The organism is Hafnia sp., from assembly GCF_036648275.1.
GTDB classification, from domain to species: Bacteria; Pseudomonadota; Gammaproteobacteria; order Enterobacterales; family Enterobacteriaceae; genus Hafnia; species Hafnia alvei.
The window spans coordinates 183,366-206,570 of sequence record NZ_JAVXIQ010000002.1 but is presented as its reverse complement, the minus strand read 5'-3'; the positions used below and the strand labels follow the sequence as shown (position 1 = coordinate 206,570).

18 protein-coding genes are annotated in these 23,205 nt (G+C 50.1%); 7 read left to right on the top strand and 11 right to left on the bottom strand.

Going from position 1 to position 23,205, the window contains the following annotated elements; translation table 11 throughout:
- Nucleotides 1-32: 32 nt before the first annotated feature.
- The gene (rdgC, locus tag RSC70_RS03465; protein WP_040044735.1) at nt 33-944 is read right to left on the bottom strand and encodes a recombination-associated protein RdgC; all 912 of its coding nucleotides are present in this window, start codon (nt 942-944) and stop codon (nt 33-35) included.
- Nucleotides 945-1,180: 236 nt separating this feature from the next.
- Here rdgC and mak point away from each other — a divergent pair, with 236 nt between their 5' ends.
- The gene (mak, locus tag RSC70_RS03460) at nt 1,181-2,086 is read left to right on the top strand and encodes a fructokinase (RefSeq protein ID WP_282806833.1); all 906 of its coding nucleotides are present in this window, start codon (nt 1,181-1,183) and stop codon (nt 2,084-2,086) included.
- Between the two features lie 64 nt (nt 2,087-2,150).
- On the opposite strand, the gene RSC70_RS03455 is transcribed toward mak, so the two are convergent.
- Nucleotides 2,151-3,476 carry an MFS transporter gene (locus tag RSC70_RS03455; RefSeq protein WP_332541691.1) on the bottom strand — a complete coding sequence of 442 codons (1,326 nt, stop codon included), beginning with the start codon at nt 3,474-3,476 and terminating at the stop codon, nt 2,151-2,153.
- A gap of 257 nt (nt 3,477-3,733) precedes the next feature.
- Here RSC70_RS03455 and sbmC point away from each other — a divergent pair, with 257 nt between their 5' ends.
- Both sbmC and RSC70_RS03445 read left to right on the top strand, forming a co-directional pair.
- Complete coding sequence (gene sbmC / locus RSC70_RS03450) at nt 3,734-4,204, top strand: DNA gyrase inhibitor SbmC (RefSeq protein WP_025799801.1); 471 nt, start codon at nt 3,734-3,736, stop codon at nt 4,202-4,204.
- A 96-nt stretch (nt 4,205-4,300) separates the two neighbouring features.
- Nucleotides 4,301-5,167 carry a helix-turn-helix transcriptional regulator gene (locus tag RSC70_RS03445; RefSeq protein WP_332541689.1) on the top strand — a complete coding sequence of 289 codons (867 nt, stop codon included), beginning with the start codon at nt 4,301-4,303 and terminating at the stop codon, nt 5,165-5,167.
- Here RSC70_RS03445 and ptsP read toward each other — a convergent pair.
- The 5 genes from ptsP to RSC70_RS03420 all read right to left on the bottom strand — a co-directional run bounded on the left by ptsP (nt 5,164) and on the right by RSC70_RS03420 (nt 11,747).
- On the bottom strand, nt 5,164-7,659 hold the full coding sequence (gene ptsP / locus RSC70_RS03440; protein ID WP_332541687.1) for a phosphoenolpyruvate--protein phosphotransferase: 2,496 nt from the start codon (nt 7,657-7,659) through the stop codon (nt 5,164-5,166). The genes RSC70_RS03445 and ptsP overlap by 4 nt on opposite strands.
- 26 nt (nt 7,660-7,685) lie before the next feature.
- On the bottom strand, nt 7,686-8,729 hold the full coding sequence (gene ypdE, locus RSC70_RS03435; protein ID WP_332541685.1) for an aminopeptidase: 1,044 nt from the start codon (nt 8,727-8,729) through the stop codon (nt 7,686-7,688).
- Nucleotides 8,726-9,835, bottom strand: coding sequence for an aminopeptidase (gene ypdF, locus RSC70_RS03430; protein WP_282813918.1), 1,110 nt, complete (start codon nt 9,833-9,835; stop codon nt 8,726-8,728). The genes ypdE and ypdF overlap by 4 nt, the downstream gene beginning before the upstream one ends.
- 86 nt (nt 9,836-9,921) lie before the next feature.
- Nucleotides 9,922-11,178, bottom strand: coding sequence for a PTS fructose transporter subunit IIC (locus RSC70_RS03425; RefSeq protein ID WP_130956645.1), 1,257 nt, complete (start codon nt 11,176-11,178; stop codon nt 9,922-9,924).
- 242 nt (nt 11,179-11,420) lie between these two features.
- The gene (locus tag RSC70_RS03420) at nt 11,421-11,747 is read right to left on the bottom strand and encodes a PTS fructose transporter subunit IIB (protein WP_040044722.1); all 327 of its coding nucleotides are present in this window, start codon (nt 11,745-11,747) and stop codon (nt 11,421-11,423) included.
- Between the two features lie 271 nt (nt 11,748-12,018).
- On the opposite strand from RSC70_RS03420, the gene RSC70_RS03415 reads away from it, so the two are divergent.
- The gene (locus tag RSC70_RS03415; protein ID WP_103010190.1) at nt 12,019-12,375 is read left to right on the top strand and encodes a DUF1294 domain-containing protein; all 357 of its coding nucleotides are present in this window, start codon (nt 12,019-12,021) and stop codon (nt 12,373-12,375) included.
- Nucleotides 12,376-12,636: 261 nt separating this feature from the next.
- On the opposite strand, the gene RSC70_RS03410 is transcribed toward RSC70_RS03415, so the two are convergent.
- The 3 genes from RSC70_RS03410 to sbcD all read right to left on the bottom strand — a co-directional run bounded on the left by RSC70_RS03410 (nt 12,637) and on the right by sbcD (nt 18,173).
- A complete protein-coding gene (locus RSC70_RS03410; protein ID WP_130933287.1) occupies nt 12,637-12,987 on the bottom strand; it encodes a helix-turn-helix transcriptional regulator in 351 nt (116 codons plus the stop codon).
- 222 nt (nt 12,988-13,209) lie between these two features.
- Nucleotides 13,210-16,902 (bottom strand): AAA family ATPase, encoded by a 3,693-nt coding sequence (locus tag RSC70_RS03405; RefSeq protein ID WP_332541675.1) that lies wholly within the window; start codon nt 16,900-16,902, stop codon nt 13,210-13,212.
- Nucleotides 16,899-18,173, bottom strand: a complete 1,275-nt coding sequence (gene sbcD / locus RSC70_RS03400; RefSeq protein WP_332541673.1) for an exonuclease subunit SbcD — start codon at nt 18,171-18,173, stop codon at nt 16,899-16,901. The genes RSC70_RS03405 and sbcD overlap by 4 nt, the downstream gene beginning before the upstream one ends.
- 229 nt (nt 18,174-18,402) lie before the next feature.
- Here sbcD and phoB point away from each other — a divergent pair, with 229 nt between their 5' ends.
- From phoB to RSC70_RS03385, 3 genes are all read left to right on the top strand, one after another.
- Nucleotides 18,403-19,092, top strand: coding sequence for a phosphate response regulator transcription factor PhoB (phoB, locus tag RSC70_RS03395; protein WP_004091956.1), 690 nt, complete (start codon nt 18,403-18,405; stop codon nt 19,090-19,092).
- Between the two features lie 232 nt (nt 19,093-19,324).
- Complete coding sequence (phoR, locus tag RSC70_RS03390; RefSeq protein ID WP_332541671.1) at nt 19,325-20,647, top strand: phosphate regulon sensor histidine kinase PhoR; 1,323 nt, start codon at nt 19,325-19,327, stop codon at nt 20,645-20,647.
- Nucleotides 20,648-20,673: 26 nt separating this feature from the next.
- A complete protein-coding gene (locus tag RSC70_RS03385; RefSeq protein ID WP_332541669.1) occupies nt 20,674-21,624 on the top strand; it encodes a PstS family phosphate ABC transporter substrate-binding protein in 951 nt (316 codons plus the stop codon).
- A gap of 42 nt (nt 21,625-21,666) precedes the next feature.
- On the opposite strand, the gene ppx is transcribed toward RSC70_RS03385, so the two are convergent.
- Nucleotides 21,667-23,190 (bottom strand): exopolyphosphatase, encoded by a 1,524-nt coding sequence (gene ppx, locus RSC70_RS03380; protein WP_040045454.1) that lies wholly within the window; start codon nt 23,188-23,190, stop codon nt 21,667-21,669.
- Between the last annotated feature and the right edge of the window lie 15 nt (nt 23,191-23,205).

The window sequence follows — 23,205 nt, the reverse complement described above, 5'->3', positions numbered from 1 at the left end:
TGCTATTTATTGGTACTGCCTATTGGTACTGCTTATTTTTCTGATTCGCCGCCGAGCGCTTCAATAATATTTTTGATTAACGCAGCCAGTTCGCTGGTCATCAAAATAAAATCGGCATCGAAGCGTTGTGCATAATCATCGCGGTCGATGTCTTCATTTTGATCGCGAATCGTTTCAGAGAACTTCAAACGCTTCAGTGAACCATCGTCAGATAGCACCAACTGAATGCGTTCCTGCCAGTCTAGCGCCAGCTTGGTCACCAGTTTGCCCGCTTCAATGTGAACGGCAATTTCGTCAGAAACCAAATCCTGTTTTTTGCAGCGGATCACGCCGCCTTCTTCCAGAATCGCTTTCAGCTCCGCTTCGTCTTGCAGGGCAAAACCCGCAGGAACTTCGCCTGAGCGCACCCATTCGGTCATCGTCAGCTCAATTGGGCTTTCCATGGTTAATGGCACAACCGGCAGCGAGCCAATGCTTTTACGCAACAGCGCTAAGGTGTCTTCTGCTTTTTTCGGGCTCGCGGCATCGACCATGATCAGGCCATTTGCCATATCAATCCACAGCCAAGTTTGGCTGAAGCGGCTGAAGGCGCGCGGCAGTAACGTGTGCAGGACTTCGTCTTTTAACGAATCTTTTTCGGTTTTCTTGAGCTTGCGGCCTTGCTCGCCTTCCAGCTTTTCAATTTTTGCCTGTAGCGCCTGTTTTAACACCGGCGATGGCAAGATTTTTTCTTCTTTACGTGCGCACAACAGAATTTGGTCGTTGACGTAGTGAGTCAGTGCATCGCTGTGGGAACCCATCGGAGAGACCCAGCCCGTTTTCGCCATATCCTGACTACCGCACGGCGTAAAGGCCATAGAGCCCAGCAATTTTTCAACTTCATCTGGCACCAGATGAACATCGCGGCTCAGACGGTAAACCAATAAATTCTTAAACCATAGCATTAGCGTTGTCCCTGATCGTGACGCATCGCGCGCCATGTTTATACCCTTCATACTTGACGTTGCATCTATGTTGGCTGCGCTCTCTTGCCGCCTTGATGCAACTCCCATTATTTGGGGTATGGCAATGTGTTAAACAGGCCGCATGATAACGAATAAAGAAGGGCGACTGTAGTATTAATTGCCCGAGAAATTTTGCACACTAGCTCGACTTAGTATTCGTCTGCTTAGGGGGCTATGTGCGTATTGGTATAGATTTAGGCGGTACCAAAATTGAAGTTATCGCCTTGGAAAACAACGGTCAGGAGCTGTTTCGGCATCGCATTGCTACCCCGCGTGATGACTACGCAAAAACCGTTGAGGCGATTGCGGAGCTGGTGGAGTTAGCCGAAAAGCAAACCGGTCAGCGAGGAAGCGTTGGGGTGGGGATACCTGGCACATTATCGCCTTTTACTGGTCTGGTAAAAAATGCGAACTCTACCTGGCTGAATGGCCAGCCATTAGACAAAGATCTTGCCAAGCGTCTATCGCGTGACGTTCGTTTAGCCAATGACGCCAACTGCCTTGCCGTTTCAGAAGCCACTGACGGTGCGGCGGCTGGAGCACATTTGGTGTTTGCGGTGATCATCGGAACCGGCTGTGGCTCAGGTATTGCTATCGACGGGCGAGTTCATGCGGGTGGAAATGGCATTGCGGGCGAGTGGGGGCATAATCCTTTACCTTGGCTCAATGACGACGAGTGGCAGTATCAGAAAGAGGTTCCTTGCTACTGTGGGAAATCAGGCTGTATTGAAACCTTTATCTCCGGTACTGGTTTTGAAACAGACTATCAGCGCTTAGGTGGTCAGCCGCTTGCGGGCGCTGAAATCATGGCGTTATCTCGTCAAGGAGATGGGCTGGCTGAGCGTGCGATTACGCACTATGAACAGCGACTGGCAAAATCCTTAGCCCACGTAATTAATATCATCGATCCTGACGTTGTGGTGCTTGGTGGTGGGATGAGTAATGTGGACCGGTTATATACAACGGTTCCGCCGTTGATCTCAACGTGGGTATTCGGACGGGAATGTGAAACGCCGGTGCGTAAAGCTAAACACGGTGACTCCAGCGGCGTGCGCGGTGCTGCGTGGCTGTGGCCGCTTTAACGCCAAAAATCCCGACTTTCTCTTGATGAAAAAGTCGGGAAGATTCATTTCTGGTGCGACAAACTTACTTTGGCTCTACCACGCTGCCGCTAGGCACCGTGACGGTTCGATTGTGATTCAAACGTTGGATTGCCGGTAGCGCCAGCGCGGCGATTAAGCCACAGGCCGCCGCGGCCGAAAGCCACATTCCCGGCATCGCTTTATCACCGGTGGCGTGGATCAGATAGCTGGAGATGGCTGGTGTAAATCCGCCAAAAATCGCCGTTGCCAAGCTATAGGCCATCGAGAAGCCCGAGGCGCGCACTTCTGCCGGCATGATTTCGGTCAGGCATACGACCATCGCCCCGTTATAGCTGGCATACATAAACGACAGCCACAGTTCCACTTCAATCAAATGCGCAAAGCTTGGATGTGCTACCAGCCAGTTCAAGGATGGATAAGACGTCAGCAGCATCAGCGCACTAAACAGCAACAGCAAAGGCCGACGGCCGACTTTGTCAGACAGAGTGCCCATCACCGGCAGCCAGAATAGGTTTGAAATCCCCACTAACAGCGTGACCAAAAAGCTTTGCTGAGCGGTGAACTGCAACACCGTTTTGCCATAGGTTGGCGTGAAGGCTGTGATGAGGTAGAAAGACACCGTGGTGGTCACCACCATAAACATCCCCACCAGAACCAACTGCCAGTTACTCGCAACCGAACGGGTAATTTCGCTCATGCTTGGGCGATGTTTGCGTTGGTTAAACGCCTCGGTTTCTTCCAACATACGGCGGATATAAAACAAGAAAGGCACAATCAGGCAACCCACGATAAACGGAATGCGCCAACCCCACTCTGTCATCACGGTTTTACCAAGATACTGATTTAACCCCACGCCCAGTAACGCTGCAAAAATAACGGCAATTTGTTGGCTGCCGGATTGCCAGCTAACGTAAAACCCTTTGCGATCTTTCGGGGCAATCTCAGACAGATAGACTGACACCCCGCCCAGTTCCACACCGGCTGAAAACCCTTGTAGCAGGCGACCGGCCAGAATCAGCAGGGGCGCAGCCATGCCAATGCTGTGGTACGACGGCGTACAGGCGATGGTTAATGTTCCCAGCGCCATCAGGCCCAAGGTAATCAATAAACCCCGGCGGCGACCGTGATGGTCAATATAGGCACCCAGCACAATTGCGCCTAATGGCCGCATTAAGAAGCCAGCGCCGAACGTCATCAGCGTTAGCATGAGTGAAGCGAAGGGACTTTGAGTGGGAAAAAATGTTTCAGCTATTGCGCTGGCATAATAGCCAAATACCATAAAATCATACATTTCGAGAAAGTTACCGCTTGTGACGCGGAACACGGTTCGGGCGTTAGCCTGAGAGGGCTTTGAGGCAGATGAAGTCATGTGTTACTTCCTATGTTTTTATTTGTATTTTTTTTTACAAGTTAATGACAACTGAAAGTGTGATGTTGGTAGGTGTTTCTTTTTTGTGCATAAAAACCAATGTAACGATCTGTAAAATAGAGCGCTTATTTTTTCATCAAATCCCGTAACGCGGCGCGAATCACAGAAGTGAAAATCGGCAGTTGGCAATTTGGTTTATTTTGATAATACTGTTTATGGATACAGTATTTTACTTGGCAATGAGAGAGGGCGTTACAATGGAAATGATTGTAGAGCAGCGCGCCGAGCGCATTTTCGCGGGTATTCGCATGGTTGGGCCGTTAGACCAAAATGTGGGTGTCGGTTTTCAGAAGCTATATCAATGGATTGATAATAATAAGGTGGATGAAAACGGTGATTGGATTGCGATTTATTACGACAATCCAGAAGAAGTTCCACCGGAAGAGATGCGCGTTGATACCGCGATTACCGTCGAGCCTGATTTTGTGTTACCGGCCAATAGCGAAGGGGTTCGCATTGATACCTTGAAAGGCGGTTTATACGCGGTGGCGCAGGCGCACGTTGAGGACGGTGATTTTGGTCGTCCGTGGATGGAGTTTTTTAACGAAGTCCTGCCAAGAAGTGGCTATGTGCCAATTAACGCGCCGTGTTTTGAAAAATACCACAACGATGGCACTGAAAGCGGCATCTGGGATTTTGAAATGTGTGTTCCTGTTCAGAAAGCGTAAGTAGAGGGCGTGGTATATTTGCCTCATAACGACTGGGGAAAACGCGGTGAAGGAATACGGGATGATGTGCATGTATGAAGTCATATGTGAAGTGATATGTCGCTGACGGATCATCCGTTTTTCACCGAGTTATTAAGCGGGCTGGTTTTGAACCCTCAGCAGCTTAAACACACTTATTTTGCCCCGCGCTCGCATCATAACCAAGGCCATGCGTTAGGGAATGGCCTTGGTGTTAAATTCCCGCGCCTTGAGATTGTTTTACGTGGCAGCTATACGGCAGAAAAACCTGCGGGTACGAGCATCTCGTTGGCTCACGGCGATGCGCTGTTTATTCCTGCGTTTGCTAACAGTCAGCCAACGTGGGACAAGGATGTGTTATTGCTCAGCGTGCTGTTTGCGCCGTCCTACATTGGTTTTCATTTCTTTGATAAACGCGCTGCAACAGCGGGCTTTCATCGTTTAAGAACGCTGGAAATAACCCAACAAAATGCCGAAGAGATCGAGCATATTTTACAGGCGCTAAACGCGTTGGCGGCAAGAACGGCAGATCCCGATATCGGGCGTTATTTAGTGCTGAGTCTGCTGCATGTTTGCCGCAATCAACTGACCTTACCGCTGGCAAATAAAATGCAGCGCGGGGCTTTTTTATATAAAAGCATCTGTACCTACGTTCAGGATAATTTTTCTAGTGGGCTAACTCGTGAAAGCACCGCCGCTATGTTTAATATCAGCGCCAATCATCTGTCTCGTATTTTTCAGCAAGAGGGAAGTATGAGCTTTATTGATTATCTGCACTGGGTGCGGTTGGGCAAAGCTAAGATGATCTTGCAGAAATACCATTTGAACGTGAATGAAGTTGCCCACCGCTGTGGTTATAGCGACGCGAGCTATTTTTGCCGCTTGTTTAAGCGGCAGTTTGAGGTAACGCCCTCGGAATACCGAGAGCGTTTCTTATCGAGTTAAAAGGTTAATTCGCTTTGCAGCAACGAGAGAATAGCCTCTGCATCCGGCGCTGAACGCATCGCCTCACGAAACTCTTTCTTCACTAATTTACGCGCGAGCTGGGAAAAGACTTTGACGTGGCTAACGCTGTCTTGCGCGCCGAGGGTGAGCATAATAACGAAATCGACTTCCCCCATTTCGGATTGCCAATCAATAACTTTTTCGAGCCGAGCAATGCTGATACTGGAGTGCTTAATATGAGTCGATTTGGTGTGCGGAATCGCAAAACCAAAACCCACGCCGGTGGTAACAATATCCTCACGCTGCCAAACATCCTCTTCCAACTCGGTTGGATGATCGGTGCGATCCTGAATGGCTAAATTGCCGCACAAATATTGAATCACCTGCTCTTTATTCGTCAGATGAGCGGGAACGATAATATTCTCTAGAGCCAATAACGGTTTCTGTTCAGCAGGAATTGCCTGCGTATCCAGTAACGCTTCAATATCGTTAGCCGATTTACACTCACAGGCGCGGTTGGCCAGTGCAACGCACTCTTCGGCGCTGAGCTTACGCGCCAGCTCTTTAATGGCTGGAATGCGAGCGCCGCTCATGCTGAGCTCGTCTAAACCTAGACCGATCAGCAGAGGCAGGTATCGTGGTTCACCCCCAAGTTCACCGCACAGACCCACCCAGCGTTCACGTCGATGCGCTATGTCGATAATCTGGCGCAGCATACGTAAAAACGAAGGGGTAATCGGATTATAAAGGTGCGCGACGCGCTGGTTATTGCGATCGACGGCATATAGATATTGCGTCATATCGTTGGAACCAATGCTAAAGAAATCAACCTCATCGCAGAAGTGGTCGATGATAAAGCACACTGAGGGGACTTCAACCATAATGCCGAGCTCTAGCGTTTCGGCATATCGTAAACCTTCCGCTTTCAGCGAACGCTGAGCCGAGGCGATTTGCTGTTTCACCCACAGAATTTCATCGAGCGTGTGAACCATTGGGATCATTAAACGTGCATATCCCGTGGTTGCCGCTCGAAGTATGGCGCGCAGCTGAAGGGTAAATAGCTCGGTAAACTCGGGATAAATGCGCACTGCGCGATAGCCAAGAAACGGATTTTCCTCTTGAGGGATATTCAGATAGCTGATTTTTTTGTCGCCGCCGATATCCATGGTGCGAAAAATCACGGGATGGTTGCCCGCATTCATCAACACTTGTTGGTAGGCTTCAAACTGTTCTTGTTCATCGGGCGCTTTGTCGCGATCCATAAACAGCATTTCGGTGCGAAATAGGCCAATGCCTTCCGCCCCTTGGCTAAACGCGGCGGGAGCTTCTTGCGCGGTACCGATGTTGGCACCAATTTCAATGCAGCGCCCATCCGGCGTGACCGCCGGCAGATCTGCCATTTTCAGCTGGCGTGCTCGGTTTTGTTGTTCCAGCTCGAGTGCCACGGAGAAATAGCCACTGACGTCTTCGTTGGGTTCAATCACCAGAATACCGGTCTGCGCGTCGATAAAGACGGTTTTATCATCTAAATGCTGCAAGGCCGACAGTTCGATCCCTGAAAGCACGGGGATACCCAATGAGCGCGCCAAAATGAGCGTATGTGAGGTGCGCCCGGTTTGCGTTAACACCATCCCAGCCAGAAGCTGTTTGTCTAAGCTTAAAAATTGACTCGGCGTGATATCTTCGGCGGCAATAATCGTCTGTTTATGCAAAACCAGAGGAGCGCCCAAATTAACGTTGGGATAGGCAACTTGCAGCAGCTGAGCGGTAATATCTCTGATATCTTGCACGCGTTCGCGCAGGTACTCACTCGCTGACATCGCTAATTTGCCACACACCTCTTCCATGCTTTCAATGGCCGCGGTCGCCAGACTGCACTTTCTCAGATTCAGATGGCGCAAAATATTTTGGCTAAATTCTTTGTCCTGAATCAGCGAGAGATGGGCATTGATAATGGTTTTACTTTGCCCTTTTAGGCTGGTCAGCTGGTGATTAAGCTGCTCGGCTAGCGCAATCAGGCTATGTTCAAGCAGGAGTGGGTCCTGCACGTTGGCCGGTTGTGATTTATAGATATCGATATTAGCGTGGCGGTAGATCAACAGTGCGCCATGCCCGATGCCGCTGGATAGCCCACAGCCATGGATTAGGCTTGGCTGAAAGCGAGATAGCGAGCGTGGAATAGGGCGCGTGGTGGCTACGGGCAGAGACTCAATTTCACTGTCGCTGTCGGCAAAGCTCTGTTTAATGTAGGTATCTAACGCGCGATAGGCTTTTTCTTCATCGTGCCCGTGGATTTCGAGCAGGCAAGCGTCGTTGAACAATGTTCCGGTGCTAATAAGCGCGAGTGAACTTTTCGCGTCGGCGCGGTGATTGGAGCGCTGGTTAATAAAGATAATCTCACTGTCAAACAGACCGCACTGGCCTTTGAGTTCATAGGCGGGGCGAGCGTGTAGGCCGTTTGGCAGAGGGCAGAGAAATTCTATCTTTAGCATGGCATGAATCCTTTTCTAAACTCGCGCTACTGCGAAAAGTCCGTTAAATGATGGAGTGTGTCGGCATTCAGTTGCTGGATGACTGCAACGAGAAGCTGCTTGGTCTGTTCGATATCCCGCAAATCCGCAATCGATGCGGCGCAATGACCATGCCGCGTTGGTGCACCCAGTACCGCCGTTGGAATACCGTTTCCGCAAAGGTGTACGCTGCCGCCATCGGTACCGCCGTTGCTGAACATATCGGTCTGCAATGGAATGGCATTTTGCTGCGCGGTGTCTTGAATAAAGTTCAGCAGGCGAGGGGACGGAATGAGCGTTTTGTCGTACATCACCAGCATCGGTCCTTGCCCAATCTGTCGATGATTAGCAGCACCGTAATCAAAGTTTTTTGACCAACATGCGGTATCGAGGATTAAGGCTAAATCAGGTTGAATCATGTGTGCCGCGGTTTTACCCCCGCGCATCCCCACCTCTTCGCTGGAAGAGGCAACTAGCCAAATTTCGGCATCCAATTCAACGTTGCGCAGGGCGTACATTAATTCAATCAGCAAGAAACAGCCGAGCCTGTCATCAAAGGCTTTTCCCATGATGCGTGATTCAGGAAAGAGAACCTTGAAGTCGCTGGCGTAGGTAACGCGATCGCCAATTCGAACCCCGCACTGATTCACTTCTTCAGCCGATGTGGCACCAATATCTACGCATAAATTACGCGCTTCAGAACCGTGCAGCTCAGCGTCCAGCAACCCATGGATCTTCTTGCCGTGCTGCGTGGTAATGCGAACGGGCTGCATGAAACGGGCTAACATACGCACGTTACCAATGGGGATAACCTCAACGGCACCTTCGCGAGTGATGCTACGCACCATGAAACCCACTTCATCCATATGGGCGCAAATCATAATTTTAGTCCCTGAGGATTGGTTGAGCTGAATCAGCGTTGAGCCTAGCCCATCAAAAGAAACCTTTTTGCCGCATAGGCTCGCGTGCTGTAGAAGAATATCGCGAACTTCCTGTTCTGAGGATGCGATAGCATCTGCCTCGCACAGGGCCTGTAATAGGTCGATATTCATTGGATATCCTCGCCGGTGGTCAGCAATTGTTTGGGCATTTGGTATAAAACCTCGCAGCCGTTTTCGGTGATCAATACCACGTCTTCAATGCGCACACCGCCCTGTTCTGGTAGGTAAATACCTGGTTCGACGGTTAGCAGCATGCCTGCCTGTAGCACCGTGGTATCTGCTGGGGAGAATCGAGGGTTTTCATGCACATCAATGCCAATGGCATGGCCGGTATTGTGGCCAAAGAAATCGCCATAACCTGCGGCTGAAATGATGGAACGCGCCACGCCGTCGATATCACAGCAGCGAACGCCTGGCCGAATAGCGGCAATAGCCGCGAGTTGAGCCTGCAACACCACCTGATAAATTGCATAAAGCGGGTGCTCTTGCAGCGGTTTATCGTCATTGCTATCAACTAAAAAGGTACGGGTCATATCCGAACAATACCCTTGATATTGAGCACCAAAATCGAGCGTGATGAACTCTCCGGCCTCAACGACTTTCTGTGAGGCTTTGGCATGAGGCATGGCTCCACGGATTCCACTGGCAACGATGGTATCGAATGAGGTTTTTTCCGCGCCTTCGTTTTTCATGAACCACTCAAGCTCGTTGGCGATCTGATGTTCCGTCATGCCGGGACGAATATATTGGCGAATGTGCGCACAGGCGCAGTCGGCAATCAAACATGCAGATTTGATGGTGTCGATCTCGGCGCGTGCTTTTATTTGGCGCAGTTCGTCGAGACAAATTGGGATCATCTCAGCGTTAATTTTTTCGATAAGAGACAGGCTTTGGCTGTAGCTCAGATGCTCGGCTTCAAACCCAACACAAGCGAGTTTTTCCTGCGCAATGATTTGATTGATGATGGCCGGTGCATGGTGCTGCGTATCCGTCATGTGCAGCTGATAACTATCAGCCTTAGCGGATAGTTCATGATAATAACGAGAGTCGACCAAAATATGCTGGCTGGTGCGGGTAATAAAGAGATATCCCGAGGCGCTAAGTAACCCTGTATGGCTAAATTTATTCTGCTTGGCGTTAATAATAACGGCGTCTAAATTGCGCTTGGCTAGCCATATTTTACAGGCGGTGAGCGCTGAAGGGGGAGCTTTATACATGAGATACTCGCTTAATTATCATGATAAGACAGACGGGTCATATTTACTGCCACCGTTTGTTAAGGCGGTGGCAGCATCGCGATCGATTAAGACATCACCTCAATGTGCAATTTGCCTTTTTTGAACAGAATATTGCGAATAAATACGGTAATCAGTGCGGTCACAACGGCACCTAATGCAATACCAAAGATATAGGCCCCTAAGTTGGTGACTAAAGGCCACGCCCAAATAGCTGACTCAGGGAACCACTGCACTGCGCCTAATGCGACGGCGGTGGTTGAGCCGACGATGGCGCCCGTCATATAGGCTGGAATAGAGGCTAGCGGGCTTTCGAGCAGGAATGGAATGGCACCTTCACTAATCCCCATAAAAGCGAGGAACATCGCGGTTTTTCCCTGAGGATACAGTTGGCTGCTAAATAAGCGGCGGCCAGTCAGGCGATGGTCAATGAGCGTTGCCAGCCCTAAACCGATAGGGGGGATCACAATCGCAATAGCGCGTGCGGTGATAGGCAGGACGTGATCGCTGGTAAAGCTAAAAGCGATAAAGCCTGCCGCTTTATTAATTGGCCCACCGAGGTCAATTGCAGTGGTGGCGGAAATCCCCACGGCATACATTAGAACTCCTTTATCTCCCGCCGCTTGTAACATGACGCGAATACCGGCATTCACCCAACCGCCAAACGGCGTAATGACGTAGTACATGGCCAGCATGACAAAAACGGCCGATAGAATAGGCAACAAGAAGGTGGTTTTAAATGCCAGCAAATAAGCAGGTAATTGGATTTTGGCATTCATCCATTTCACTAAATAACCGGCGGCAATGGCGATGATGAGTGCGCCAATAAACGTTGAGGGAACCGGCGAGTTGGTAACCCATTGCAGTTTGCTTAAATCCCATGTTAATTCGGGGGTTGGCTGAGTTGCGATTAATCCCCCAATAAACCCTGCGGGAAATGCCAGCTTTCCACCGATTGAGTTGGCGACAAATGCGGCAAACATCGGGATAGCGAAGCTAAATAGAATTCCGCCAAACGACTGAGACAAATAAGCAAACTTCATCAAGGAGAGATTGAAGCCAACGTATTTTCCGGTGTTGATGGCCTCCATAATGCCCATCTCAGGAGGTACTTTCAGCCACGCATAGGCAATAAGCTGAGAGAAGGCCAAGATGACGCCGCCCATGATAAGCGTCGGCACCATGCGTGAAATACCAGACATCACATGCTGCGGCAGATCGCCCCACATACTGGGTTTTGCCGCTGGCATCGCATTGGGGTTTTTAGTCAGCGTTGCTTCGCCGCCTGACGAAGGGTTCACTGCACTCCTTTTTTTAATAGCCATAGGTACATCTCCCTGATGAGTTGATTAAAAATCATACCCGTCATACTTCAAGCTGCATTTTTGTTGGCTGCGTTCACTCACCCAATAAATCTGCCTGGAGCAGATTTAAACGCAGTTTACTGCGGCCATAGTGGCGAGGCTCATGGATGAGCCGAGTAATCACTTACTTGAGTAAGTGATTTGGGATTCATTCACTTGCCGCCTTAATGCAACTCGAATTATTTGGGTATAGATGCATATTTTTATTGTTCGGATTGAATCATCTCTTCAATTTCACGCAGGATCCCATCCGCATTTTTAATGGCGTCTTGCAGGGTGATTTCATATACGTCGCGGCTTTCAAAGCGTTCGTTATCTTCAGGCGTGATGGCAACCGAATGAATAATGATGTCGGCCTCCGCAATGTCCTGCGCGGTTAAGCGATTTTCGATGCCGTCTGCGCCCTGAGTCTCAATCTTAATCTGATCATAACCTGCCGCTTTTGCGGCATCTTCTAGCGCTTGAGCGGCCATAAACGTATGAGCTAACCCCATTGGACATGCACAAACAGCGATAAATTTTTTAGCCATAACTACCTCTGAGTCAGAAAGGGAAACCAATCGCACTACGTTGCTTGCTTTTATACGTAGCGTGAAATCATGAAAGGAGTATGGCGTTTAAAAATGAGGGGATGTTATGGGACAAAGAATGCATTTACTGGATATTTGTAGCACTGATAATGAAGTGTGAGCTCTCTCGCATTGCGTTAGCGCATTTTTTCAGAGGTGATAACATTGCATCATGCTGCGTCGAGGGCCACTATACGCACGGTTTCTTAATTCTTTTTAATCGGTTTATTGCATGAATCTTAATCGTTTTTGTTATCTGTTTCTCGTACTGGCAGCCATTGGTAGCCTATTTTCTCTGCATCCTTTTGTGATGTGGTGCCTGTTGCTCAATGCGCTAACGCTGATTATTTACGGCATTGATAAATTAGCCGCCGTGAAATCGTGGCAGCGAGTCCCTGAGATAACATTGCTATTCTTTGGCCTGATCGGCGGCTGGGTAGGCGCAATTTTAGGTCAGCAAATTTTCCGCCATAAGACGCAAAAACAACCGTTTAAAACCTATTTTATTATCACTGTGATCGTGAATTTAGCCGTCACGATTGGAGCGATGTACTGGGTTTATCAGTATGGGATAGGAGTTCAGTGGTAGAAAACTCCTATCCAATGGGGGATAACGATTGGTGTTTTGGTCTAATAAACGTTATCTCCTTCTATTCTTAAATTATGAGAAAAATATTCTTTCATATTTAGCAATGCTAATAAGTTTTTAAACATGGTTTACCTTGGCGTAAAAATATAAAAACCTATACCAGAATAATTGTGGTAGCTTATTTTATTGCATTGTCTTTTATTGCATTGTCTTTTATTGCATTGTCTTTTATTGAATTGTCTCTTATTGCATTGTCTCTTATTACATTGTTGGCCGCATTGAACGATAGCGGAATTCCGTTGGCGACATATTAAAATAGCCCTTAAAAATCTGACAGAAGGTACTCTGGCTGGGAAATCCCATCTCCTGTGCAACTTCGAAAATTTTTAACTCAGTCGATATAAGCTTTTGTGCAGATGCTTTTAACCGTGTCGTTTTGATGAAGGATGAAACGCTAACGCCGTGGTGTAATTGAAATTCACGTAAAAAATAAGAGCGCGAATACCCAGATATTTTTATCACGTCGGATGCATTGATTCCTTGGTGGATATTTTGATTAATCCAATCTATTACAGCAGGAAAACTTTGGATAACACATTTTTCTCTTTTCATATTCTAATCCCAATTGGCTCAATTTTAAGTTGCTCCACTTAAAAGATTGTACCAATGGGCTATCGTTAAAATAATCAAGTTATTGATAACGATGTGTTTAGAAAAATTGAACGAATGGCATGAAGTACTGCTCCGACTGACATTCCGAGAGGGTGAAGTTCATTAGAACCTCACCCTCTCGCAAAAGCGGAGCTGATTAAAATATAAAGAATAGGGGATATTTTATTCCCCACTTCCCACCGCATACTGGGCTTCCAAGCGGCTGATCCCTAGCCCATTCACCTTCTTCACTTTTATCTGCACCGGTATACGCTCTTTCATGGCTTCAACGTGGCTGATGACGCCAATCATTTTGCCGGTTGCGTTGAGCGTATCGAGGGCATCAAGCGCGGTATCAAGGGTTTCTGCGTCCAATGTGCCGAAGCCTTCATCAAGGAACAGCGAATCAATACTGGTTTTATGGCTGACTAAATCGGATAACGCCAGCGCCAGTGCCAAACTCACCAAGAAGCTTTCACCACCGGATAAGGTGCGAGTATCGCGTACCGCATCGGCTTGCCATGTATCAACGACTTCTAACTCCAGCGCGTCGCTGGTTTTACGTTGCAGCAAATAGCGGCCGTGCAGGCGGGCAAGCTGCTGGTTGGCCAAATAGACCAGATGATCTAACGTTAAACCCTGCGCAAACTTTCTGAATTTATCGCCGCTGCTTGAGCCAATTAACTGGTTGAGATAGCTCCAGTCTTCATACTCTTGCCTACTCTGTTCAATACGCGCAAAGAGGCTTTGCTGTCCCTGTTTTCGTTCGGCATCGCTGCGGATCTGCTGCTGAATTTGCCCCTGCTGCACGCTGTTCTCGCGTAGCTGCTCAGCTAGCGTAGCCAGTTGCTGATTAAGGTTTTCCAGCGTGGTATCGATTTCTAGATTCTCAGGGCGTTGTGCCATCCACTGGGCGAGTTCGCTTTCGGCCTGCTGCAAGAAGGCTTGAGCCTGCGAGAGCTGATTTTTACATTGTTCTCTCAGCGCAATCAGACGTTTGAGCTCGCTTTCGTCTAACAACGCGGCAATCAACGTGTTTTCATCAGCGAATTGGCTGTTTGCGAGTGCCTGTTCGAATTCAGTTTGCTGCTGGCTGAGCCGTTGTTCCAACAGTAGACGCTGTTGCTGAGCGCTTTCGAGCTCACCGCTCAGTTTGTCGAGCTGTTGTCGTATCTGGTTTTCAGCTTGTTGCGCTTGCTGAAGCTGGTTTTCAACCTGCTGCTCAGTTTCCATTAATGACTGACGCACCTCGTCTACGCTGCGCCCATTCAACAGGCTTTGGCGTTCGACCTGCATTTGTTTCAGACGATTTTCAAGCTCAGAACAAAGCTGACGTTGCGTTTGCCACTGTGTTTCCAGTGCGGTACAGGTTTGACTTAGGCTGTGCTCTTCCGCCATCAGGCGTGTATTTTCTAGCGCCAGTTTTTGGCTGTGGTTTTGACGCTGTTGCCATAGCGTAAACTCGTTGCGGCGTTGTTCCAGCCATTCGGCTTCGTGTCCAGAGACCGGTGCGGTTAGTTGCAGTTTGTGCAGTTCATCGGCAAAGGTGGTGTCACGTTGCTGCTGCTGTGCTAACTGTTTACTGTAGTCTTCGCGCCACTCGTTAAGCTGTTTGCTCTGAGTTTGAGTGCTTAATTCCAACAGGCTGATTTGCTGTAGCGTTTGGTTCGCTTCTTGCTGAATGTTGTTCAGCGCATCTTTGGCCTGCTGCCAGTTTTTGCTCAAATTCTCTCGTTGGCGCAGCGTGTTTTGCAGCGTTTCTTCTTGCTGATTGATTTCGGTGAGATAGCTTTCCAGCCCCTCACGGTCGTCAATCGCTAAGCTCAGTTCGAGTGCCGCCGCGGCCTGAGCCCAGCGCTGCTGATACTGCGTAACTTCATCTTCAACGGCTTGGATTTCTTGCTGCTGCTGATTTTGAGTTTGCAGCATCAGCTTGTGTCGCTCTCCCAGCTCGCTGCCTTCGCGGCCAAGGTTTTCGACTTCAATACGTAGCGCATCACGGTGCTGTTCGCTGTCTGAAAGCGCAGGTGTTTGGTAGGTTTTAACCGCCGGATGCTCCAGCGATCCGCAAAGCGGGCAGGGATCGCCAGCGACTAAACGCGCTCGCTCTTGCTCGAGTCCGATCACCCGACGCTGTAGGTCGATCTGCTTTTCCAGATCGTTCAGATGTTGACGTTTCTCTTTATAAGCCAAGCGTTTGGTGGCTAAAAGTTGCTCCAGCGCGAGTAGTTCCTGCGTGCGTTGCGTATTTTGCGCCTGCAATTGTTTTTGTCGCTGTGAGGCTTTTCCAAATAACGGGCTGGTTTGTATCAAAATCTGGCGTGCTGGTTGCCCGCGGTGCAGTTTTTCACGCTGTGTTTCTAACTGCGCTGAACTGTGTGTCTGCTCCAGTTGCTGATGCTGTAATTCCGTTTCGGCGCAGATTTTTTGCTGTTGAGCTAAACGCTGATTGAGTAGGGAGCCCGCCTGCTGAAGAGCCGTAAGTTTTTCGGTTTCGGCTGCGATATTTTTTTCTGCATCGGCAATGCGTTTACATAGTTCGTTTAAGCTTTGGCGATGTTCGGCAGATTGCTCGAACTGGTTTTTCCAACGGCCTAAATGGTTATTCCACTCTGCGTGCTGTGCCGTGTCGGCCAACTGTTGCTGAAGCTGGTTGATTTCCTGCTGCTGGGCTTGCAGCTTTTCTCGGTTTTGCTTAAGCGCCGCTTCTTGTTTCTGCTTTTCTTCACTGATTTGCGTGAGTTTTTGCTGCTGAGCTAACAGGTCTTCGCGGATCTGCGTCAGCCGTGAATCAAGCGGCACCACCTGTTGGTTGATCAACGTTTCCGTGGCGGTACGTTGCTGCTGGTGTTGCTGTTTGGCATGCAGCGCTTGCGTTGACGCGGTTTGCAGTGACGCTATCTGCGAAGTTAGCTGTTGTTGCTGCTGTTCGCGCTGTTGCTGGCTTTGAGTCGTTGATGCTAAATCAGCACGTGTCTGGCGTAGCGTTAACAACAGAGGACGCAGTTTCTCCGCTGGTTCACTGCGTTCTAGTCGTAAAACTTCCGGCTGAGCGGTTTGCCATTGTTGCGATGCCGCGGTAACGCGCTGAGTGCACTGTTCTCGGTTTTGGCTGAGTTCTTGGCTTTTTTGCAGCCACTGGAGATCGGTCATCAGCGTTTGACGCAAAGACGTTTGCTGCTGTTCTTCACGTTGTAATTCAGACAACCGCTCGGAGAGTTGGTTAAGCGCTTCTTCGCTGAGCAGCTCTACGCCTGCGGCGCGTTCATGCAGCGTATCAAGATCGATTTTTGCCTGTTTGAAACGCTGGAATATTTGCTCCGATAGCTGCCCATAAATTTCGGTGCCGGTGAGTTCTTCCAGTAATTCAGCCCGTTCAGCGGGATCGGCGTTGAGGAAGGCCGCGAACTGGCCCTGCGACAGCATCATCGACTTGGTGAAACGGCCAAAATCCAAACCGGTAATATCGGCAATTTTATGCAGCTTGGTTTGGATTTTATCGGTGATGATTTCACCATCGGCGATATGCGCAAGCTCAACCTTTGGCGTTTGTAGATTGCCATCAGGCTTATTATTGGCGCGGCGCTGGCTCCAGAAAGCGCGATAGCCGACACCTTTAACTTCAAATTCAACTTCGGCCAATGATTCTGCGGTGCCGCGTGTCATCAGTTCATTTTGCGTTGGCGACACTTTCAAGCGCGGCGTTTGGTGATATAGCGCCAAACAGAGTGCGTCAAGCAGCGTCGTTTTACCCGCGCCGGTTGGGCCGGTGATGGCAAATAAGCCGTTATTAGCAAAGTCTTCACGGGTGAAATCGATCTTCCATTCGCCCTTGAGCGAGTTGATATTTTTTAACCGTAGGCTGAGGATTTTCATGCGTCATGCTCCTCGCGAGTCTCATCTTGCTGGTGGTCTAACACCAGTTCATCCAGCACCTGATGGAATTGATTTCGAATGCGTGATTGCTGCGCGATCAGCGCCTCATCGTCGGTTTCTTCCTGCGCCAAGCGGCGCTCAAACACGTCGCTGACGCTCAGCTCGCTCAGCGTTTCTTTGTCTTGGCGCGTGAGGGCGCTTAAACGTTGTTCTTTGCTGCGGCGCAGCAAAATCACCTCAACGGGAAGGTTTTCTGCCTGCTGCTGGATTCGACGTTGGAGATCGTTTAAATAGGCGCTGCTGCTGATTTCAATATCTAGCCAGACCGGTTTTTCGCTCTCACTATGATCCGCCGTGGTGGGTTTAAACGTAGCGAGTTGTTGCTCGATTTGCTCAATGCTGCCTTTGATGAGCTGCATTGGCTGAAATTGGGGAACCGGCAAGAGCGTCACTTTTTCCAGCGCAGCACCTGAGAAATCGACTAAGCAGATGCTTTTTTCGCTGCCCAGTTCATCGAAGCTAAGGGGGATCGGTGAGCCGCTGTAGCGAATATGCTCGCTGCTGGTCACACGCTGGGGACGATGAATATGGCCCAATGCAATGTAATCGGCAGGAGGAAACGCGGAAGCAGGGAACGCATCAAGTGAGCCAATGTAGATATCACGTACCGAGTCAGACGTGCTGGCACCGATGGTGGTGAGATGTCCGGTGGCAATAATCGGCAGGTTTCCGCCGAGGGCGTCGCGTTCGGCAACGGCCAGATCGTACAACGACTGGTAATGTGCGGCGATAGCCTGCTGTAGGGCGTTTTGTTTTTCTGCGGCAGATTGCCCCGCTAAGCTGGTTTGGATATCTCTTGGGCGCAGATAAGGCACCGCGCACAAAATAGCGCCAACGGAGCCGTCGCGCTGTTTGAGTCGTAATACCTGATGCTGTAAATCGCCCGCGCTGCTGGCGATAACCTGCGTGTTCAAGCAGGCGAGTAAAGCGCGAGACTCATTCAGCGTGGCGACGGAGTCATGGTTGCCACCTAACACCACTAATTGGCAACCTGTTGACTGTAACTCCACCACGAAGCGGTTATACAGCTCGCGAGCATAACTCGGCGGTGAGCCGGTATCAAATACGTCACCCGCCACAATAATGGCATCGACCTGATGCGCCGATGCTTGTTCAATGAGCCAGCGCAGAAAGGCCTGATGTTCAGCGCTACGGCTTTTGGTATAAAAATGCTGACCAAGGTGCCAGTCTGAAGTATGGATAAGACGCATGAGAGTCCTGCTGTCCTTGCTGAGCGTGGCGTGAGCCACGGCGGAGAATGAAATCGATTATACGCAATCTTAAGAGGAGGTGAACCCATGTCCGGCGTGAAGGCCATAATCGCTCTAGGTTTACAAAACCATTTATTACAGTGATGCTGGGCATATTGTTTTTTTTCATAAATCTGTCATAAATCTGACGCATAATGGCGCCCGCAACCAAACTTAAGCAGGATTAACAATGGCCAGACGCATATTGGTAGTAGAAGATGAAGCGCCAATTCGTGAAATGGTGTGTTTTGTTTTAGAGCAAAACGGCTACCAACCGGTTGAAGCCGAAGATTATGACAGCGCGGTGAACTCACTCTCTGAGCCTTATCCTGATTTAGTGCTGCTGGATTGGATGCTGCCCGGCGGTTCTGGGATCCAGTTCATCAAACATATGAAGCGCGAGGCGTTAACGCGTGAGATTCCGGTGATGATGCTGACTGCTCGCGGTGAAGAAGAAGATCGCGTGCGTGGTTTGGAAGTGGGCGCAGATGATTACATCACCAAGCCTTTTTCGCCCAAAGAGCTGGTGGCGAGAATTAAAGCCGTGATGCGCCGTATTTCACCGATGGCGGTGGAAGAGGTGATCGAAGTGCAGGGGCTGAGTCTCGATCCGACATCACATCGCGTGATGGCCAATGAAGCCCCGTTGGATATGGGACCGACTGAGTTTAAGTTGCTGCATTTTTTCATGACTCACCCCGAGCGCGTTTATAGCCGCGAGCAGTTGCTAAATCATGTCTGGGGCACTAACGTTTATGTAGAAGATCGCACCGTGGATGTTCATATCCGCCGGCTGCGCAAAGCGTTGGAGCTGAGCGGGCATGATAAAATGGTGCAAACCGTACGTGGGACGGGTTATCGTTTTTCGGCGCGTTTCTAACCCGCTATGCATATGCCGTGACGCTTGTTTAAAAGATCGAGATACACGGGTCTAGCACACCGCGGGGCGCTCCGGCGGCTTGCGCCGCTACGACCCCATCGGTGTACTCCCCCTAAAATCGAGCTTAAGTAAACGGTATGATTATGCATTGGGACCCTTAGTCGGGCCTCACTGATTTTGGGTATCACTATGTCTATTATTTCTATGTTGTTAAGAACAAAGAGCCAACATCGTGCTTGAACGCCTATCGTGGAAAAGACTGCTGCTGGAGCTGCTGTTTTGCTGCATTCCGGCGGTGATCCTTGGGCTGCTGATCGGCTATTTGCCGTGGTTTCTGCTGGCTGCGGTGTCTGCGCTTTTAGGCTGGCATTTCTATCACCAGCTGCGCCTTTCGCACTGGCTATGGGTCGATCGTAGTATGACACCACCCGCTGGGCGAGGAAGCTGGGAACCGTTGTTCTATGGGCTGTATCAGATGCAGCAGCGTAATCGACGCCGTCGTCGCGAGCTGGCACTGCTGATTAAACGTTTTCGCAGCGGCGCAGAGTCTTTGCCCGATGCGGTGATTATGACGACTGAAGAAGGCAATATTTTCTGGTGTAACGGCTTGGCGCAACACCTGCTAGGTTTCCGTTGGCCGGAGGATAATGGTCAGCATATTCTTAACCTTCTGCGCTACCCCGAATTCACGCATTATCTGCAATCGCAAGATTTCTCCCGTCCGCTCACGCTGCATCTTAATAATGGCCGTTTCGTTGAATTCCGTGTGATGCCGTATGCCGAAGGCCAACTGCTGATGGTGGCACGCGATGTGACTCAAACGCGGCAGTTAGAGGGTACGCGACGTAATTTCTTTGCCAACGTCAGCCACGAACTGCGCACGCCGTTGACCGTGCTACAGGGCTACCTCGAGATGATGAACGATGAAGATATGGCGGCGCCGGTGCGGCAAAAGGCGCTGGCGACCATGCAAGAGCAGACCAAGCGTATGGACAGCTTGGTGAAGCAGCTATTAACCCTATCTAAAATTGAAGCGGCTCCACCGATTGCCTTGAATGAAATTGTTGATGTCCCCGTGATGCTACATATGCTGGAACGTGAGGCGCTGTCGTTGAGCAATGGTCGCCATGAAATCACCTTCCGCATCAACGATAAACTCAAAGTGTTTGGCAATGACGATCAGCTGCGCAGCGCGGTTTCTAATCTGGTATACAACGCGGTTAACCACACGCCGGACGGCACCAAAATTGAAGTCTGCTGGCAACAAACCACTCAAGGGGCGCAGTTTGAAGTTAGCGACAATGGGCCCGGCATTGCGGCGGAGCATTTGGGGCGTTTAACGGAACGTTTTTATCGTGTCGATAAAGCGCGCTCGCGCCAAACCGGTGGCAGCGGCTTAGGGCTGGCGATAGTCAAACACGCGTTGAATCATCATGAAGCCACGCTCAATATCATGAGTGAAATTGGTTTGGGCACGCGCTTTGTGTTTACACTGCCACCGCATCTCATTGTGCCACTGGCAGGTGAGAGCATGGCGCAAAAAAACAAAGGCTAGAAAGGGCTACCGAGCAAGGAAATCTGATGCAGGGACGTCAAATCAAACAATGGAAGGCGGCGCTGATTGGCGTCGTTTGTGGTTTTATCTCGTTACCCGCGATGGCTATAGGCCAATCGATGCTGTCGGGGAATTTGTCCAGTGCGGGTTCGGATACGATGGTGAACCTGATGGCACTGTGGGCAAATAACTTTTCGCAAAACAATCCTAATGTCAACGTGCAACTACAGGCGGCGGGCTCGTCCAGCGCGCCCACCGCGTTGGCTGCGGGCGCTGCTCAGCTAGGCCCGATGAGTCGCCCGATGAAAGCGGCGGAAATCGCGGCTTTCGAACAGCACTATGGTTATCCTCCGCTAGCGGTGCCGGTGGCTTTAGATGCCTTGGTGGTGTTGGTTCATCAAGATAATCCGCTGCGTGAAATCAGTTTTAATCAACTAGACAGTATCTATTCCAGCACGCTGCGCTGCGGTGATTCAACGCCGATTACCCAATGGAAAACGCTGGGTTTGGGCGGAGAGTGGACGTCGCGAGCCATTTCGCTCTATGGACGCAACTCGGCGTCGGGAACCTATGGTTATTTCAAACAGCAGGTGTTGTGTAACGGTGATTTCAGCCCACGTGTCAACGAACTGCCAGGCTCGGCATCGGTCGTGCAGGCGGTTGCGGGTTCTCTTAATAGCATTGGCTATGCCAGCATTGGTTTTCGTGCCAGCGGCGTGCATATGCTGGCGGTTAGCCAGTTTGGCGGCCCAGCGATTGAGCCAACGGCGGAAAATATTGTGCAAGGCCGCTACCCGCTAGTGCGCCATCTGTATATCTATGTGAACAAAGCGCCGGGGAAACCTTTATCGCCGCTAACCGCCGCCTTTATGGATAGCGTGTTGTCGGCGCAGGGCCAAAAACTAGTGTCACAAGATGGCTATATGCCTTTATCGGCGGCAGATATTGCACAGGCGAGGGCGGAGTTGGGGATTTGATAATCGCCCCTCCCAACAGAAGGAGAGGGGCATTGGTAGCGACTACAACTGTTCTTCCACCAGCAAACTCCAGCCTTCCACGTCCTTCCAGTATGACTGCTCTTTTTCTACGTCGAGCTGTACGAGGTTATTTTGTTGCAGATAACCCTGTGGGAAACGAAGAATCCAATGAAAACCGTTGGTTTCAAGCTCCAGTGATTCTGGTGTAGTCGTGGACTGGCGTTGATTATTGAGCAACGCCGCCAAGCGCAGGATTTGGATCAGCGGGATATACTGCTTTTTCTTGAACAACGTTAGGCGCGGCAGCTCATCCAGCTTCACACCTTTACGATGGAAGCGTACCAGCGTTGCTAGCAACAATTGTTGCTCCTGATTAAACCCCGGTAGGTTGGTGTTTTGCAGGATATAGGCTGAATGGCGATGCATACCGCTGTGGTTGATGCTCAGACCCACTTCATGCAGCATGGCAGCCCAATTGAGCAACGCTTCTAGCTGTGGATGAACTAGTTTGCTGTTCTGAGCCATCCACTGAGCGTAAAGCTGTTGTACCGTGCTAAGCACGCGATAGGCTTGTTCGTGATCGATATTGTAGTGTTCCGCAAGGCTACGTGCGGTTCGGCTGCGAATATCTTGATGGCGGAAACGTCCTTCCATCTCGTAGAGCACGCCTTCACGCAGCGCGCCATCTGACAGTCGTAGCTGTTTGATCGCCAGCGCATCAAACACGCCGCAAAGAATCGATAGCCCCGGTACAAACACCGCCTGACGATCTTCCGAAAGCCCCGGTAAGGCTAATTCGCTGAAACGCTTGTACTTAAGTACTTCATTACGCAGCAACTCAAGGCGCTCCGCCGTGATGAGGCCATCTTTTTCACCCAGTGCAATCAACACTTCATGGGCGGCTTTGATGGAACCGGACGCACCGAGCGCTGATTGCCAGCCTTGAATGCGATACTGCCACGCCATATTTTCCAGCTTTTGCGCCGCCGCTAAACGAGCACGCTGGAAGTTATCTTTGCTGATTTCACCGTTAGGGAAGAATTGGCGGGCGAAACTCACGCAGCCCATCCGGCGGCTTTCGACCAGCAGTGGATCAAAGTCTTCACCGATAACCATTTCAGTAGAGCCGCCACCGATGTCGATCACTAGCTTGCGGCCTTTTTCTGGCTGAGTGTGCGCCACGCCCATAAAAATGAGTCGTGCTTCTTCGTGACCAGAGATGATCTCAATCGGATAAGGAATAACCTTCGCTGCCCGCTTGAGAAATTCCTCGGCGTTGGCGGCTTGGCGCAGTGAGTGCGTACCGACGATACAGACGTTTTCTTCAGGAAATCCTTGTAAACGTTCAGCAAACAGAGCGAGGCAGGCAATGCCGCGCTCCATGGCTTCTTCGCTGAGCATATTATTGCTATCAAGGCCATCGGCCAGATGGACTCGTTGCTTCAGGCGTCCCAGAACCTGAAGCGCGCCGTTCACGATGCGGGCAATAACCATGTGGAAACTGTTAGAGCCCAGATCGATTGCAGCAATTTCCTGCGGTTTATTATTGGAATGATTTAGCGGCATAAGCGGCCTATAAGT

What these genes read in the sequence shown, in the direction of transcription:
- rdgC (WP_040044735.1), bottom strand. Translation starts at nt 944, where the DNA reads ATGCTATGGTTTAAGAATTTATTGGTTTACCGTCTGAGCCGCGATGTT.
- RSC70_RS03455 (WP_332541691.1), bottom strand. Translation starts at nt 3,476, where the DNA reads ATGACTTCATCTGCCTCAAAGCCCTCTCAGGCTAACGCCCGAACCGTG.
- sbmC (WP_025799801.1), top strand. Translation starts at nt 3,734, where the DNA reads ATGGAAATGATTGTAGAGCAGCGCGCCGAGCGCATTTTCGCGGGTATT.
- RSC70_RS03445 (WP_332541689.1), top strand. Translation starts at nt 4,301, where the DNA reads ATGTCGCTGACGGATCATCCGTTTTTCACCGAGTTATTAAGCGGGCTG.
- ptsP (WP_332541687.1), bottom strand. Translation starts at nt 7,659, where the DNA reads ATGCTAAAGATAGAATTTCTCTGCCCTCTGCCAAACGGCCTACACGCT.
- ypdE (WP_332541685.1), bottom strand. Translation starts at nt 8,729, where the DNA reads ATGAATATCGACCTATTACAGGCCCTGTGCGAGGCAGATGCTATCGCA.
- ypdF (WP_282813918.1), bottom strand. Translation starts at nt 9,835, where the DNA reads ATGTATAAAGCTCCCCCTTCAGCGCTCACCGCCTGTAAAATATGGCTA.
- RSC70_RS03425 (WP_130956645.1), bottom strand. Translation starts at nt 11,178, where the DNA reads ATGGCTATTAAAAAAAGGAGTGCAGTGAACCCTTCGTCAGGCGGCGAA.
- RSC70_RS03420 (WP_040044722.1), bottom strand. Translation starts at nt 11,747, where the DNA reads ATGGCTAAAAAATTTATCGCTGTTTGTGCATGTCCAATGGGGTTAGCT.
- RSC70_RS03415 (WP_103010190.1), top strand. Translation starts at nt 12,019, where the DNA reads ATGAATCTTAATCGTTTTTGTTATCTGTTTCTCGTACTGGCAGCCATT.
- RSC70_RS03410 (WP_130933287.1), bottom strand. Translation starts at nt 12,987, where the DNA reads ATGAAAAGAGAAAAATGTGTTATCCAAAGTTTTCCTGCTGTAATAGAT.
- RSC70_RS03405 (WP_332541675.1), bottom strand. Translation starts at nt 16,902, where the DNA reads ATGAAAATCCTCAGCCTACGGTTAAAAAATATCAACTCGCTCAAGGGC.
- sbcD (WP_332541673.1), bottom strand. Translation starts at nt 18,173, where the DNA reads ATGCGTCTTATCCATACTTCAGACTGGCACCTTGGTCAGCATTTTTAT.
- phoB (WP_004091956.1), top strand. Translation starts at nt 18,403, where the DNA reads ATGGCCAGACGCATATTGGTAGTAGAAGATGAAGCGCCAATTCGTGAA.
- RSC70_RS03385 (WP_332541669.1), top strand. Translation starts at nt 20,674, where the DNA reads ATGCAGGGACGTCAAATCAAACAATGGAAGGCGGCGCTGATTGGCGTC.
- ppx (WP_040045454.1), bottom strand. Translation starts at nt 23,190, where the DNA reads ATGCCGCTAAATCATTCCAATAATAAACCGCAGGAAATTGCTGCAATC.